Origin of the sequence: Pseudomonas sp. KCJK9111, from assembly GCF_046231935.1 — a bacterium.
Taxonomy (GTDB): Bacteria; Pseudomonadota; Gammaproteobacteria; order Pseudomonadales; family Pseudomonadaceae; genus Aquipseudomonas; species Aquipseudomonas parafulva_B.
Genome location: NZ_JBJJMO010000058.1, coordinates 15,125 through 28,123 on the forward strand (window position 1 = coordinate 15,125; position 12,999 = coordinate 28,123).

Annotated in this window: 15 protein-coding genes and 1 tRNA gene; 10 read left to right on the plus strand and 6 right to left on the minus strand. The window is 61.8% G+C overall.

What is annotated here, in order from left to right; genetic code table 11:
- The first annotated feature begins 69 nt into the window (after positions 1-69).
- Together ACK59L_RS17315 and ACK59L_RS17320 are read left to right on the plus strand one after the other, a co-directional pair.
- Positions 70-1,224, plus strand: coding sequence for an MFS transporter (locus ACK59L_RS17315; RefSeq protein ID WP_409274978.1), 1,155 nt, complete (start codon positions 70-72; stop codon positions 1,222-1,224).
- Positions 1,221-1,757: an oxidase gene (locus ACK59L_RS17320; protein WP_409274980.1), complete on the plus strand. Its 537-nt coding sequence runs from the start codon at positions 1,221-1,223 to the stop codon at positions 1,755-1,757. The genes ACK59L_RS17315 and ACK59L_RS17320 overlap by 4 nt, the downstream gene beginning before the upstream one ends.
- 182 nt (positions 1,758-1,939) lie before the next feature.
- Here ACK59L_RS17320 and ACK59L_RS17325 read toward each other — a convergent pair whose 3' ends face one another.
- Complete coding sequence (locus ACK59L_RS17325; RefSeq protein WP_023535336.1) at positions 1,940-2,212, minus strand: DUF3509 domain-containing protein; 273 nt, start codon at positions 2,210-2,212, stop codon at positions 1,940-1,942.
- A 271-nt stretch (positions 2,213-2,483) separates the two neighbouring features.
- Here ACK59L_RS17325 and ACK59L_RS17330 point away from each other — a divergent pair, with 271 nt between their 5' ends.
- Positions 2,484-3,017 (plus strand): ankyrin repeat domain-containing protein, encoded by a 534-nt coding sequence (locus ACK59L_RS17330; RefSeq protein ID WP_409274982.1) that lies wholly within the window; start codon positions 2,484-2,486, stop codon positions 3,015-3,017.
- A 60-nt stretch (positions 3,018-3,077) separates the two neighbouring features.
- Complete coding sequence (locus ACK59L_RS17335) at positions 3,078-3,608, plus strand: hypothetical protein (protein WP_078478182.1); 531 nt, start codon at positions 3,078-3,080, stop codon at positions 3,606-3,608.
- Positions 3,609-3,648: 40 nt separating this feature from the next.
- Here the strand turns inward: ACK59L_RS17335 and ACK59L_RS17340 are convergent, their stop codons facing one another.
- The gene (locus tag ACK59L_RS17340; RefSeq protein ID WP_144966014.1) at positions 3,649-4,587 is read right to left on the minus strand and encodes a ZIP family metal transporter; all 939 of its coding nucleotides are present in this window, start codon (positions 4,585-4,587) and stop codon (positions 3,649-3,651) included.
- A gap of 130 nt (positions 4,588-4,717) precedes the next feature.
- Here ACK59L_RS17340 and ACK59L_RS17345 point away from each other — a divergent pair, with 130 nt between their 5' ends.
- The 4 genes from ACK59L_RS17345 to ACK59L_RS17360 all read left to right on the plus strand — a co-directional run bounded on the left by ACK59L_RS17345 (position 4,718) and on the right by ACK59L_RS17360 (position 8,001).
- The gene (locus ACK59L_RS17345) at positions 4,718-4,909 is read left to right on the plus strand and encodes a PLDc N-terminal domain-containing protein (RefSeq protein ID WP_023535355.1); all 192 of its coding nucleotides are present in this window, start codon (positions 4,718-4,720) and stop codon (positions 4,907-4,909) included.
- Positions 4,910-5,062: 153 nt separating this feature from the next.
- Positions 5,063-7,120 (plus strand): LTA synthase family protein, encoded by a 2,058-nt coding sequence (locus ACK59L_RS17350; RefSeq protein ID WP_182139838.1) that lies wholly within the window; start codon positions 5,063-5,065, stop codon positions 7,118-7,120.
- A 138-nt stretch (positions 7,121-7,258) separates the two neighbouring features.
- Entirely contained in the window at positions 7,259-7,495 is a 237-nt protein-coding gene (locus tag ACK59L_RS17355) for a hypothetical protein (RefSeq protein ID WP_023535304.1), read from the plus strand.
- A 173-nt stretch (positions 7,496-7,668) separates the two neighbouring features.
- A complete protein-coding gene (locus ACK59L_RS17360; protein ID WP_023535326.1) occupies positions 7,669-8,001 on the plus strand; it encodes a ribonuclease E inhibitor RraB in 333 nt (110 codons plus the stop codon).
- A 30-nt stretch (positions 8,002-8,031) separates the two neighbouring features.
- On the opposite strand, the gene ACK59L_RS17365 is transcribed toward ACK59L_RS17360, so the two are convergent.
- On the minus strand, positions 8,032-8,832 hold the full coding sequence (locus ACK59L_RS17365; protein ID WP_409274986.1) for a c-type cytochrome: 801 nt from the start codon (positions 8,830-8,832) through the stop codon (positions 8,032-8,034).
- A 523-nt stretch (positions 8,833-9,355) separates the two neighbouring features.
- Here ACK59L_RS17365 and ACK59L_RS17370 point away from each other — a divergent pair.
- Positions 9,356-10,087, plus strand: coding sequence for an amidotransferase (locus ACK59L_RS17370; protein ID WP_196137099.1), 732 nt, complete (start codon positions 9,356-9,358; stop codon positions 10,085-10,087).
- 34 nt (positions 10,088-10,121) lie between these two features.
- On the opposite strand, the gene ACK59L_RS17375 is transcribed toward ACK59L_RS17370, so the two are convergent.
- The 3 genes from ACK59L_RS17375 to ACK59L_RS17385 all read right to left on the minus strand — a co-directional run bounded on the left by ACK59L_RS17375 (position 10,122) and on the right by ACK59L_RS17385 (position 12,667).
- The gene (locus ACK59L_RS17375; RefSeq protein ID WP_058639729.1) at positions 10,122-11,093 is read right to left on the minus strand and encodes a magnesium and cobalt transport protein CorA; all 972 of its coding nucleotides are present in this window, start codon (positions 11,091-11,093) and stop codon (positions 10,122-10,124) included.
- A gap of 68 nt (positions 11,094-11,161) precedes the next feature.
- Positions 11,162-11,875, minus strand: coding sequence for a 1-acyl-sn-glycerol-3-phosphate acyltransferase (locus tag ACK59L_RS17380; RefSeq protein ID WP_058605794.1), 714 nt, complete (start codon positions 11,873-11,875; stop codon positions 11,162-11,164).
- A 102-nt stretch (positions 11,876-11,977) separates the two neighbouring features.
- Positions 11,978-12,667, minus strand: coding sequence for a crotonase/enoyl-CoA hydratase family protein (locus ACK59L_RS17385; RefSeq protein WP_409274989.1), 690 nt, complete (start codon positions 12,665-12,667; stop codon positions 11,978-11,980).
- Between the two features lie 198 nt (positions 12,668-12,865).
- On the opposite strand from ACK59L_RS17385, the gene ACK59L_RS17390 reads away from it, so the two are divergent.
- Positions 12,866-12,955 (plus strand) — tRNA-Ser (locus tag ACK59L_RS17390).
- Positions 12,956-12,999 lie beyond the last annotated feature (44 nt).

Here is a 12,999-nt window from a genome sequence, read left to right on the forward strand (position 1 = left end):
CTGTTTTCTCGCGGCGGTAGCTCGCGCAGCTGAGTCACCGCCGACAGGCCCTGCTTCCCAAGGCAACCCATGCAGCCGATACCCTACTGGCGATTGTCCAGTTTCTACCTGTTCTATTTCGCCTTGCTGGGGTCCACGGCGCCGTTCCTGGCGCTGTACTTCGACCACCTGGGCTTTGCGCCCGCGCGCATCGGCGAACTGGTGGCCATTCCCATGCTGATGCGCTGCATAGCGCCTAACCTGTGGGGCTGGCTGGGGGACCGGACCGGGCAGCGCCTACTGATCGTGCGGCTTGGGGCATTGTGCACGCTGGCCACCTTCAGCCTGATCTTCTTCGGCAAGAGCTACGCCTGGCTGGCGATGGTCATGGCCTTGCATGCGTTCTTCTGGCACGCGGTGCTGCCGCAGTTCGAGGTGATTACGCTGGCGCACCTGCATGGCCAGACGTCGCGCTACAGCCAGGTACGGCTGTGGGGGTCGATTGGGTTCATCCTCACCGTGGTGGGGCTTGGGCGCCTGCTCGAATGGCTGAGCCTGGACATCTATCCCGTGACCCTGGTCCTGGTCATGGCCGGTATCGTGGCCGCCAGCCTCTGGGTACCCAATGCCCAGCCCGTCGAGCACGGTGAGCGACATGGGGCCGGGGGGTTCCTCATGCAGCTGCGCGCCCCTGGAGTCCTGGGGTTCTACGTCTGTGTGGCGCTGATGCAATTGAGCCATGGGCCGTACTACACCTTCCTCACCCTGCACCTGGAGCACCTGGGTTACAGCCGAACGGCCATTGGCCTGCTGTGGGCACTCGGGGTGGTGGCCGAAGTGGTGATGTTCATGCTCATGAGCCGCCTGTTCGCGCGGTTCAGCGTCCGCCGGGTGCTGCTCGCAAGCTTCGTACTGGCCGCCGTGCGCTGGCTGTTGCTGGGCAATCTGGCAGCGCAGCCGGGCGTACTGGTGGGCGCGCAGTTGCTGCATGCGGCCACCTTCGGCTGCTTTCACGCGGCCAGCATCGCCTTCGTGCAGAGCAGTTTCGGCGCCAGGCAGCAGGGGCAGGGCCAGGCCCTGTACGCTGCGCTGTCGGGTACCGGCGGTGCCCTGGGCGCGTTGTATGCCGGCTACAGCTGGAACATGCTCGGCCCAGGGCTCACCTTTGGTATGGCCAGCGTCGCGGCACTGGCGGCAGCCGTTATCATGGCCTTTCATTCGCAACCCAACAGGACCTTACGATGAGCATCCTCTGCGTATTCGACCCTTCCACTCCGCAGTTGCCCAACAAGGTGCTGACCCATGCCGAAGACATCACGGCAGCACTGGCCGAGCATGGGGTGTCGCTCATGCAGGGCGAGCACGGGCTGCGGGTGCGTCCGGGCACCTTGCACGATGAGATGATGGATGCCTGCCAGGCCCATCTCGATCACATGATGACCACCCACGGTTGCCGGGCCCATGGGGTGATCAACCGTGACGGGGTCGAGGATCAAGACCCGGACCTGCGCGATGAGCATGTGCTTGATACCGACGAAGTGATCGTCGTGGTGAGCGGACGGGTGCAGGTTGGCCTGCGCCTGGGAGCCGAGGTGTATTCGGTGATGTGCGAGAAGGGCGACCAGTTGCGCGTGCCTGCGGGGACGCGGCGCTGGCTTGAGCTGGGGGAGGCGCCGTTTTGCCTGGCGTTCAGGCTGTTTGCAACTGAAGCGGGCAGTCAGCTGGCATTTACCGGCGACGCGAGTGCGCGGGCGTTTTTGGGGATAGACGAGTTGTGACCTTGCGCCCGAGGCATCTAATGCCCCTGTAGGTGGGAGCGGCCTCGTGCCGCGATGGGCCGCGCAGCGGCCCCAAGATTTCAGCTTCACAGCTCATATCGTTGGGGCCGCGTTGCGGCCCATCGCGGCACGAGGCCTCTCCCACCTTGGGAATCTGGTCGTTTTCGGGAGCAGTACAAGAATCAGCGATAAGTCGGCAGTGCAAAACGCTGCTGGCTCTGCAACATAGAGATCACTGGCAACTCGCTGGCTTGTTCAGCCAGGTCGCGGCGAATGGCGCTGATGGCCCAGGACAATTGCTCGGCGCTGTGCAGTTGGGTGTAGGTCAGTACACGGCGGGTAACCTTGCCGTCGGCCGCACGCAGAGTCAGCAAGATGCCGCCGTCAGGACGCGGTTGAGTCGCTACTTGGTAAGCAGGGAACACCGAAACGAATTTTTCCTGGATAAGGTTCATGACTACTCCTGACAAGGTGTGTGGCAATCGATGTCTAGATAGATTGCAGCGACCGTGCCAGAAACAGTGTGTAGGAAAAATCCAGGTAAATCAGGGACTTGGACTACTTTTAGAGAATGCCTTCCGTGCAACCTGCAAGGTCATGCATTTTGCACAGTGCATTTTGCACGGCAAGCCGATCAATGCTATGGGCTCGATAGAAACGGAACCTTTGACGCACAGGAAGGGCCTGACAAACACTTGGGCAACGATTTCTACCAGGAGGTTCCTTATGTCCACCCAGACTGCGTCCGCTCAGCCTGCTCAAATGTCTTCCGATGAAACGGCTGCCTTTGCCGCACAAGTGTTCGACAAGGCCCGTCAAGGCGATACTCAGATGCTGGAGCGCCTGCTGCAAAGCGGTCTGCCGGTGAACCTGCGTAATCACAAGGGCGACACCCTGCTGATGCTGGCCAGCTACCACGGCCACCATGACGCCGTTCAGGTGTTGCTCAACCACGGGGCCGATCCGCTCATTGCCAACGACAACGGCCAGCTCCCCATCGCCGGTGCCGCTTTCAAAGGGGACATGGCCATGATCCGTCTGTTGCTGGAAAACGGTGTACCGGTCGATGCCGCTGCCCAGGATGGACGCACGGCCCTGATGTTGGCCGCCATGTTCAACCGTGTAGAGATCCTTGAGTACCTGCTGGCCCAGGGTGCCAACCCTGCCTTGCAGGATGTGCGCGGTGCAAACGCACTGATGGCAGCCCAGACCATGGGCGCCGTGGACGCCACCGCACGCTTGCAAGCGCTAGCAGGCTAACCGGCAGGGGGCGTTTGCGGCTATCCTTGGCGACTTTGCCATCGCCACAGGCCCCCCTTCATGAAAACTCAGTTGCTCGAATTCATCCGCCTTATCAGTGCAGGCTGCCTGCGCGAAGAAGACATCGAGCGCATTGCCGACGAGGCTGCCCAGGCCTACGCCGACCCCGCCGCTTTCCTGGCCGCCAACCCCGACATCAACTACGACGACAGCTTTCCCATCCCACTGGGCGAGTGGGTAGTACTCGGCAGCTTGCCTGACACCGTGGTATTCCAGGCCGACACCTATCAGGAGCTGTTCCAGCAGATCAGCGACTCGTTCGACAAGAGCGTGCCGTTCACCCTCAAGCCCAAGCAGCTGGCACGCACCGAGCCGCTCGTGGCGCTTAACCGTATCCAGGTGCAGATGGGGGCGCTCAACAAGGAAGCCGGTGGCTACGTGCTGCTCGATTTCAGCCAATTGCTCGATGATGAGCTGCAGATGGTCATGGTTGGCCAGCATGACCTGGAGCGGGTCCAGGCGCTGGCCGCTGAACTTGGCATCAAGGCCGAGCCCGCCCTGGAGGCCCTGAAGGTCGCCCTGCACGTCTGAGCGCGTCGTACGCGGCCCTGGCAGGCGGGCAACGGCGCTGTCAACCCAATGCGGTGTCCAGGAACATCATCACCGCAAAACCGCCCATCAAGCCGAGCGTGGCGGAGGTCTGGTGGCCGTGACGGTGGGTTTCGGGAATGACCTCGTGGCTCACCACGAAGATCATCGCCCCCGCCGCCAGCCCCATGCTGATAGGGTAGGCCACGGCAAAGCCGGTGGAAATGCCCAGCCCGATGACCGCGCCCAAGGGCTCCATTACTCCTGAACCAATGGCCACCAGTGCGGCCTTCAGGTTGGACAGCCCGGTCGCCCGCAGCGCCAGCGCCACGGCCAGGCCCTCCGGGATGTCCTGGATGGCGATGGCGGTGGTCAGCGGCAGGCCGATGTTCATGTCGCCGTTGGTGAAGCTCACCCCAATGGCCATGCCCTCGGGCAAGTTGTGCAGGGTAATGGCCAGCACGAACAGCCACACTCGGCTGAACCGTTCGGTTTCCGGCCCCACCACGCCGACGCGTTCATGCTCGTGCGGCGTGAAACGGTCCAGGCCCAGCATCAGCAGCACGCCCAGCCCCATGCCGACGACCACGATGAAGGCCGCACCCGGCCCACTGCCGGTGATCTCCCGCGCCGCGTCCAGACCCGGCAGAATCAGCGAAAACGAACTGGCTGCCAGCATCATGCCGGCAGCGAACCCCAGCATCACGTCCTGGTTACGGCTACTGACATCACGCAACACCACAGCCAGCACAGCACCCAGCGCGGTGGCGCCAAAGCCGGACAGGCCCCCGAGCGCGGCCAGGTGCAGGTTTTCGGAGTGATCGCCGTTGACCGCATTCCACAGGCTCGCACCCAGCAGAATCACGACGGCCACCAGGCTCAGCGCAAGGCCTGCACCGACCCAGGGGTTATTGGCTATCTGTTGTCGCCACACGCTGAACGGCGAGGGCGGGGTGGCGCTGTGGCTGTGGGCAGGTGGCATGCAGAACCTCTGATCGGAATGACGATGCATCATAGGCAGTGACCTGCAGGCGGCGCCAAGGATTCCCTTCTATTGAACCGATAGGGGGCTATGCTATGCAGCAATACACTCATCAACTGGAGTACGCGGTATGGGATCGATGTTCAACAGCCTCGTAGGTCTGATCATTCTTGCCCTGGATATCTGGGCCATCATCAACGTCTACAAGAGCGACCGCGAAGTGGGGGTCAAGGTGTTGTGGATTCTCCTGATTGCCCTGCTGCCGGTCGTGGGGCTGGTGATTTGGGCCATTGCCGGGCCGCGCGGCACAGGCCGGCTCTGAAACCAGCACCCTGTGCCCCCATGGCGACAGAGGCAATCCAGGCCGTGACAAAATTTTCACAATGAATTAAACAGAATCCGCACCCGCACAATGCTGCGCTGGTCTTGCGCCAGCGCCTTCTTCGCAAACCGCATTTCTAGGACCTTCCTGTTCATGGCCAACCCGGACGCCTTGAAGCAATGGCGCGCGCGAGCGCCGTTCTCGCCGACCCTCAAATCCCACCTGGCCTATACGCTGCTCAGCGCGCTGGTCATCATGCTGATGCTCAGCCTCGTGCGCCTGGCACTGCTGGTCTACAACAGCGACATGGTTGGCGACACGCCAGCGGCCACGGTCGCCGAAGGGTTCGTCAACGGCCTGCGCTTCGACCTTCGGGTGGTGGTGTACATCAGCATTCCGCTGCTGCTGGCGCTGCTCAGCCCTTGGGCCATGGCCCGGCGGGGCGTATTCCGTTTCTGGCTGACGCTCACCGCCAGCGTGGTGATGTTCCTGGGCCTGATGGAGCTGGACTTCTATCGCGAGTTCCACCAGCGCTTGAACGGCTTGGTGTTCCAGTACATCAAGGAAGACCCCAAGACCGTCATGAGCATGCTCTGGTACGGCTTCCCAGTGGTGCGCTACCTGCTGGCCTGGGTGTTCGGGACCTGGCTGCTCAGCCTGCTGTTCAAGGGTGTCGACAGGCTGACCAGGGGCATCGGCACCCAGCCGGTGGCCGCATGGTATTACCGCCTGGCGGTGTTCATGGTGATCCTGTTGGTGGCCGTGATCGCCGCCCGTGGCACCCTGCGTCAAGGCCCGCCCATGCGCTGGGGTGATGCGTTCACCACCGATTCGAACTTCGTCAACCAGTTGGGCCTCAATGGCACCCTGACCCTGATCGACGCCGCCAAGAGCCGCTTTGGCGAGGACCGCGCCAACATCTGGAAACCGGTGCTGGAGCAGAACCTGGCGACCCAGACCGTGCGCCAGCAACTGCTGACCCCCCATGACACCCTGGTCGATGCCGACGAAGCGGCCGTGCGCCGCGACTTCCTGCCGCCGGCCGAGGGCACCCTGCCCATCAAGAACGTGGTGGTGATCCTGATGGAGAGCTTCGCGGGCCATTCGGTCGGCGCGCTGGGCAGCCCCAACAACATCACCCCTTACTTCGACAAGCTGGCCAAGGAAGGGCTGCTGTTCGACCGCTTCTTCTCCAACGGCACCCACACCCACCAGGGCATGTTCGCCACCATGGCGTGCTTCCCCAACCTGCCCGGCTTCGAGTACCTGATGCAGACGCCGGAGGGCGGTCACAAGCTGTCCGGGCTGCCGGCCTTGCTCAGCGCCCGCGACTACGACGACGTGTACGTCTACAACGGCGACTTCGCCTGGGACAACCAGTCCGGGTTCTTCGGCAACCAGGGCATGACCACTTTCATCGGCCGGCAGGACTTCGTCGACCCGGTGTTCTCCGACCCGACCTGGGGCGTGTCCGACCAGGACATGTTCGACCGCGGCAACCAGGAACTGGCCAAGCACGATGGCAGCAAGCCGATCTATGCCTTGCTCCAGACCCTGTCCAACCACACGCCGTACGCCCTGCCCAAGGACCTGCCGGTGGAGAAGGTCACCGGGCAAGGCCGCCTGGATGAACACCTGACGGCCATGCGCTACTCGGACTGGGCCTTGGGCCAGTTCTTCGAGAAGGCGCGCAAGGAGCCCTATTTCAAGGACACCTTGTTCGTGATCGTGGGGGACCATGGTTTCGGCAACCATCAACAGGTCACCGAACTGGACCTGGGGCGGTTCAACGTACCGCTGCTGCTGATCGCCCCGGGCATCCAGGAGAAATTCGGTGCGGTCAACCACACCGTGGGCACCCAGGTCGATATCGTGCCGACCATCATGGGTCGCCTGGGCGGCCAGACGCGCCATCAGTGCTGGGGGCGCGACTTGCTCAACCTGCCTGAGGGCGACCCAGGCATCGGCATGATCAAGCCTTCGGGTAGCGAGCAGATCGTGGGGTTGGTACAGGGCGACCGTATCCTGATCGAGTCCAAGGACATGACCCCGCGCCTGTACCGCTATCAGCTGGGTCGCGAGTTCAAGGCCGAGCTCATCGAAAGCCCCGACCAGCCGCAGCTGCTCAAGCAGCTCGAAGCCTACATCCAGACGGCCACCAAGAGCTTGCTGGACAACACGGCAGGGGTGGTGCACGGCACGCCGAAGTAACCCTGTTTACACCCCGACCCGAGCCGCTACCTGGCGGCTCGGGTCGACGGGTGTTCAACTTTCTGAACATTCCCCAAGGGCCAATGTCATTTATTCAGGCATCGCATAAGGTGTCGTTTGATTGAGAGGGCTCGTTCGATGAAAGAGTGGGAAGTCATCTTTGCCGACCAGAAAGGCGCACCTACCTCGATTGTGCTGCAGGCCGAACATCGCCCCAGCGAGGAAGACGCCGCCCGTGCCATCCGCACGCGGTTGTTCCCGGTCATGGATGAGCTGGACCTCAACGATTTTCAGGATCGCGCGGTGTCCCCCACGGCGCGCTGGCTGAAAGAACACAGCGGCGTCACCATTACCAGCATCGAAGAGGCGCCCTGATTCACGGTTTGCGTAGCGTCCGCCTGGGCACTACGCTGCATGAAGGTGCCCGCCGGCTGCGCAGGCGGCACCGTTCCCACCCGCGTCTTGTATCAGCTCGAACTGCCCGACGATTTGGGGCAGGTGCCCGTGCACGGAAAGTCTATCCACTGCGTTATTCAGGAGGACGATTCATGAGCAGCCAACACGACGATATCAGCAGCAACGTCCTGCGCCAGATGAAGGCAGGTGGCTTCGATTTCACCCAGATCCACCCCATCGAGTTCTATGCCGTTTTTCCGGATGAAGCCGCTGCGCGCCGCGCAGCCGGGGAGTTTCGTGGCGAGTCGCTTAACGCTCAGGTGACCGAACTCGACGACGGTGCCTGGCACCTGGAACTCAGTAAAATCATGTTCGCCACCCACGGTGGCATTGGCGACTTCGAGGAGGCCTTCGAACAGGTTGTCACGCCGTATGGCGGCGAAGTGGAGGGGTGGGGGGTCAAGCACGAGCGCCTCACGGCCTAGGCCATTGGGCCGCCCTGCGGCCCGATTTTCTCAGGATTTGCGCGTGGCCATGTGCCGCAGGTAGGCCAACAGCGCATCGAGTTCCTGATCACTCAGCACGCTTTGGGCAAAGCCCGGCATTTTCGCCTGGGGCCATTGCCGCAAGCGTTGTGGGTCCCGAATCAGCATGCGCAGGTAACCCGGCTGGAAATACTCGGTCGGGTTGTGCGGCACATTCAAATCAGGCCCTACCTGCGCATCCCCTGCACCGTTCAGACGGTGGCAGGCCAGGCAGTTCTGCTGGAACAATGCAAAGCCTTGTCGCACGGGGCTGTCGCCCGGCAGGTCGGGGTCCGGCAGCAACGCCGGGAAGCGCTGCTCGACAGACGCTAGCTTACGGATCGTGGAAATCTGAAAGGGCCATTGTTCGGGGCGAATGCCGCTTGCTTGCGGCGCCGTCCACACCAGATAAAACGGCCCTGCACTCGGTTTTCCCTTACTTAGGGGCGGCCAAGGGGCGGCTGGGTCTTCGACGGCTAGCCAGGCCTGCGCCGGGCCGGGTTGAAGCAGAGGGCCAGCGGGCATTTCTGCCGCAAAGCCATCGGCTGCAATGGCCTGCAGGTGGTCCTCAGGCTGCACACCGTTGAGCAGCGCCGCGAGGGGCACTGCGCGATAGCGCATGGGGCGCTTATAGGAAACGTCCTCACTAATGTCCACCGTCTTGGCTTGGGGATGTGCGAGCAACTGTTCGCTGCTCCACTGCTTTTGGCCAGTGCCAAGTTCAAGGTGCAGTTGGGCCGCCGAAAGCGGCAGGCACGACAGCAAGGCTGCCAAGGCAATGCATGGGCGCATGGGATACTCCGGCCATCAGGGCCAGCAGGTTACCGCTATGCCGCCTGCTACCGCCACCACCCGCCTTAGCCGAACAGGCGTGTCAGGTTTGGCACTATCAGCAACAGCGTGGTTGCGAAAAGAATGAGCCCAGCTTGGCGAAGTTTCGATTGTCTGAACATGGCGGACCGCCTTCTTGTTGTTATTCCTAGATACCGTTGGCTTCCTTGTCACGCGTCGGGTCGATCGCAATGGCCCCTACTGGCGCCGGCACGGCTTGCCTCATGAATGTGGACATACTGCAACAGTAGGGCGTACATCATTCAGTATTGAGAACCCTTTGTTCTAACTGCCAGCGGCCTATAACATTTCGTTTTAAAGCACTAAGCCATGGCGCTGATAGGCTTCACCTAGACAGGCTGGGTGTTTTTGTGCCGTCTCGGCCCAAAGAGCACCGTTCGTCTGCGCGACCCTCTTGCTTGTACGTCCCTTTCGCGTCACGCTCTATAGCTGTTTTCCATCCATGTCGTTCAGGACTATCCCTATGTCGTTACGCATCTGCATCCTTGAAACCGATGTTCTGCGACCGGAATTGACGGCGCAGTACGAAGGCTACGGCAGGATGTTCGAGCAGCTCTTCGCCCGTCAGCCGATCACAGCACAGTTCAGTGTCTATAACGTCATGAACGGTGAATATCCCGCCGATGACCTTAAGTTCGATGCTTACCTTGTGACGGGCAGCAAGGCCGATTCGTTCGGTTCCGATGCCTGGATCCAGACGCTCAAGGCTTATCTGCTCAAGCTGTATGACCGGGGTGAGAAGCTGCTGGGTGTGTGTTTCGGTCACCAGCTGCTGGCGTTGACCTTGGGTGGCAAAGCGGAGCGGGCGGAGCAGGGCTGGGGCGTTGGCGTGCACCGTTATTCACTGGCAGCGCGTGCACCATGGATGCAACCTCAAGTATCGGAGCTGACCTTGCTGATCAGTCACCAGGACCAGGTGACCGAATTGCCCAAAGGCGCCACGGTCATTGCGTCCAGTGATTTCTGCCCCAACGCCGCGTATTGCATCGGCGATCAGGTGCTGTGTTTCCAAGGCCACCCGGAGTTCGTACACGATTACTCCCGGGCCTTGCTCGACGCACGCCAGGCGCATCTAGGCGATGAGGTCTACCAGCAGGCCGTCGCCAGCCTCGCCACCGAACATCAGGGTGACGTGGTAGGCGAATGGATGTTGCGTTTCATCCAGCAACCGGCCAGCAAGCACAACGCGGCCTGACAGGGCAGGGGTCGCCCGGTGACCCCTATCTTGGTTACAACCAGCCGGATTTCTTGAAGCTGGCGAACAGGCCTGTGCACCCGGCCGCGATCACCCCCAGGACCACGTAATAGCCGTAGTGCCAGCTCAGCTCGGGCATGTTCTGGAAGTTCATCCCGTAGATGCCGGCAATGGCAGTGGGGAAGGCCAGAATGGCCGCCCAGGCGGCGAACTTGCGCTGCACGATGCTCTGGCGAGACGCTTCGAGCAGCATGCCGATCTCGATGGTCTGGCTGGCAATGTCGCGAATCCCGGCCAGGTCTTCCATCTGCCGGGTCACGTGGATCTGGACGTCACGAAAGTACGGGCGCATGTTCTTGTCGATGAAGGGGAAGCTCAGGCGCTGCAGTTCTTCGCTCACTTCCACCATGGGCGCCACATAGCGGCGCAGGCGCAGCAGATCGCGCCGCAGGCTGTGCAGGCGACGGATGTCGGCTTCAAGCAGCGAACCGCCCAGCACGCTCTGCTCCAGCGCTTCGATCTCCCCGTGAATCGCCTCGCTGACTGGCTGGTAGTTTTCGGTAACGAAGTCCAGCAGCGCATACAGCACGAAGTCCTCCCCGTGTTCGAGCAGCAACGGCCGTGCTTCGCAGCGCTCGCGCACCAGGGCATAGGATTTGGAATGGCCATTGCGACAGGTAATTACGTAGCCAGTACCGGCGAAGATGTGGGTTTCGATGAACTCCAGCCGACCCTGCTGGCGCACCGGTGAATAGGTGACGATGAACAAGGCGTCGCCGAAGGTTTCCAGCTTCGGCCGGCTGTGCTTCTCCAGGGCGTCTTCGATGGCCAGTTCGTGCAGGTTGAACTGGCGCTGCAGGTTGGCTAGCGCTTCGGCGTCGGGCTCCTCCAGCCCGATCCACACGAAGTGGCCCGGTTTGCGTGCCCACTCGCTGCCTTCATCGATACTGATGTTGGTGACCTTCCTGCCGGCGCTGTATACCGCCGCTGCCACGACTCGCCCCATGACTGCCCGCTTTCTTGTGGTTGAACATGCCTTACAGCTTGGGCTGTAGCGGGCGCGAGAGCAACGGGTCAGGGCAGTTCGTTTTCCATCCGGTCGATGCACTGCTGCATTTGCGTGCGGCACTGCTCGATCAGCGCAGGCAGGTCTTGTTGCGTCATGCCGGTGGTGGCAATGGGGGGCAAGGAGCGCACGATCACCGTCCGGCGGCGCCAGCTGTTGAGGTCCAGCCGGTGTGCATAGCGGCTCACGCACACAGGTACGATGGGTACCCCGGCCTCGATGGCCATGTGGAATGCGCCTTTCTTGAACGCCAGTAGCTGTTCACCGGCGTTGCGTGTGCCTTCAGGGAATATCCAGATGGAGGTGTCGTTCTGCAGGACGCGGGTGGTCTTTTGCAGCGCCTTGCGGGCCTGATAGGCGTTCTTGCGGTCGACCAGCACGTTTCCGCCCAGCCAGAACAACTGCCCGAACAGCGGAATCCAGCCCAGGCTTTTCTTGCCGATGGCCACGGTGCGTTGCGGAACCACCTGGCCCAGGACGAACAGGTCGAAGTTGGATTGGTGGTTGGCGATGATGACGCAGCCAGGCGGCTGATCCCACAAAGGCCCCACCTGAGCCTGGACCTTCAGGCGCATCAGCCAGGTGGCCGGCACGCTGTAGAGCCGGGCGAACACGCGGCTGTTGTCGGGGTTGAACGGGCGGCACAGGCCAATGATCAGCCCCACGGCGCCAACGGCGAGAAAATGCAGCGCCAGCAGGAACATGCGAAGAACGTAAAGCATGGTACGACTCACACCAGACAGTCGCCCGGCAGTGTACGACTGTGCACTGGCCGGGGCAAACCTTGGTGTAGATTGGGTGGGCGATCTGTGCAGGTGATGGGGTCACCCCATGTGTTGCTGGTCTTGCTCGATAGCCTTGTCCAAGGCTTCGAGCAGGCCCTTGCGGACCTTGAGCTTGGTGTTCTTGTGGGCCAGCATGTTCAGCTGCTTGAGCGCTTGTGCTGCAGCCAAGGCGGTATCCATCAGTTGCTCGGCGGGCACGACCTTGTCCAGAAAGCCTGCATCCACCGCCCCGTGGGGGTCGAACACTTCGGCGTTGATCACCGAGCGGTGGAAGGCCGAGCGGCGCAGGCGGTCACGGGCCAGTTCGATGCCCGCGTGGTGCATGGTCATGCCGATCTGCACTTCGTTCAGGCACACCTTGTACGGGCCCTCGACGCCAATGCGGTAGTCGGCCGACAGCAGCAGGAACGCCCCTTTGGCCACGGCGCTGCCTGGGCAGGCCACCACCACTGGAAACGGATGCGACAACAGACGGCGCGCCAGGGTGGAGCCTGCGGTGACCAACTCGATGGCTTCTTTGGGGCCGCGGGTCATGACTTTCAGGTCGTAGCCGCCCGACAGAATGCCTGGCTGCCCAGTAATGATCACCACCGCCCGGGCCTCGAGGGCGCGATCAAGTGCTGCATTGAACGCGTCGATGACCTCCGGCGAGATGGCATTGACCTTGCCATTGTTCAGGGTCAGGGTGGCGATGCCGTCTTCGGCATGGTAGGTGATCAGCTCGCTCATGGCAGAGTCCTTTTGTTGGCGTGGCGCTGACGTTACCCAGCGGCGCAGGCCAGGTAAAGCAGCAAGGCTGACCGGCCAGTCAGCCGCTGCCGACGGCCGGATGCAAATGCATGAAAAAACTGAAAAAAATGCTTGCCAAAGGAAACGTCTTTCACTAAATTAGCGCACCTCGACAGGCCGTACGGCTTGAAGAGAAACGGTGAAGTGTCCGAGTGGTCGAAGGAGCACGCCTGGAAAGTGTGTATACGAGAAATCGTATCAAGGGTTCAAATCCCTTCTTCACCGCCACATTCTACGAAGAGCCCCTGTGCTGAAAAGCATGGGGGCTTTTT

What these genes read in the sequence shown, in the direction of transcription:
- ACK59L_RS17315 (WP_409274978.1), top strand. Translation starts at nt 70, where the DNA reads ATGCAGCCGATACCCTACTGGCGATTGTCCAGTTTCTACCTGTTCTAT.
- ACK59L_RS17320 (WP_409274980.1), top strand. Translation starts at nt 1,221, where the DNA reads ATGAGCATCCTCTGCGTATTCGACCCTTCCACTCCGCAGTTGCCCAAC.
- ACK59L_RS17325 (WP_023535336.1), bottom strand. Translation starts at nt 2,212, where the DNA reads ATGAACCTTATCCAGGAAAAATTCGTTTCGGTGTTCCCTGCTTACCAA.
- ACK59L_RS17330 (WP_409274982.1), top strand. Translation starts at nt 2,484, where the DNA reads ATGTCCACCCAGACTGCGTCCGCTCAGCCTGCTCAAATGTCTTCCGAT.
- ACK59L_RS17335 (WP_078478182.1), top strand. Translation starts at nt 3,078, where the DNA reads ATGAAAACTCAGTTGCTCGAATTCATCCGCCTTATCAGTGCAGGCTGC.
- ACK59L_RS17340 (WP_144966014.1), bottom strand. Translation starts at nt 4,587, where the DNA reads ATGCCACCTGCCCACAGCCACAGCGCCACCCCGCCCTCGCCGTTCAGC.
- ACK59L_RS17345 (WP_023535355.1), top strand. Translation starts at nt 4,718, where the DNA reads ATGGGATCGATGTTCAACAGCCTCGTAGGTCTGATCATTCTTGCCCTG.
- ACK59L_RS17350 (WP_182139838.1), top strand. Translation starts at nt 5,063, where the DNA reads ATGGCCAACCCGGACGCCTTGAAGCAATGGCGCGCGCGAGCGCCGTTC.
- ACK59L_RS17355 (WP_023535304.1), top strand. Translation starts at nt 7,259, where the DNA reads ATGAAAGAGTGGGAAGTCATCTTTGCCGACCAGAAAGGCGCACCTACC.
- ACK59L_RS17360 (WP_023535326.1), top strand. Translation starts at nt 7,669, where the DNA reads ATGAGCAGCCAACACGACGATATCAGCAGCAACGTCCTGCGCCAGATG.
- ACK59L_RS17365 (WP_409274986.1), bottom strand. Translation starts at nt 8,832, where the DNA reads ATGCGCCCATGCATTGCCTTGGCAGCCTTGCTGTCGTGCCTGCCGCTT.
- ACK59L_RS17370 (WP_196137099.1), top strand. Translation starts at nt 9,356, where the DNA reads ATGTCGTTACGCATCTGCATCCTTGAAACCGATGTTCTGCGACCGGAA.
- ACK59L_RS17375 (WP_058639729.1), bottom strand. Translation starts at nt 11,093, where the DNA reads ATGGGGCGAGTCGTGGCAGCGGCGGTATACAGCGCCGGCAGGAAGGTC.
- ACK59L_RS17380 (WP_058605794.1), bottom strand. Translation starts at nt 11,875, where the DNA reads ATGCTTTACGTTCTTCGCATGTTCCTGCTGGCGCTGCATTTTCTCGCC.
- ACK59L_RS17385 (WP_409274989.1), bottom strand. Translation starts at nt 12,667, where the DNA reads ATGAGCGAGCTGATCACCTACCATGCCGAAGACGGCATCGCCACCCTG.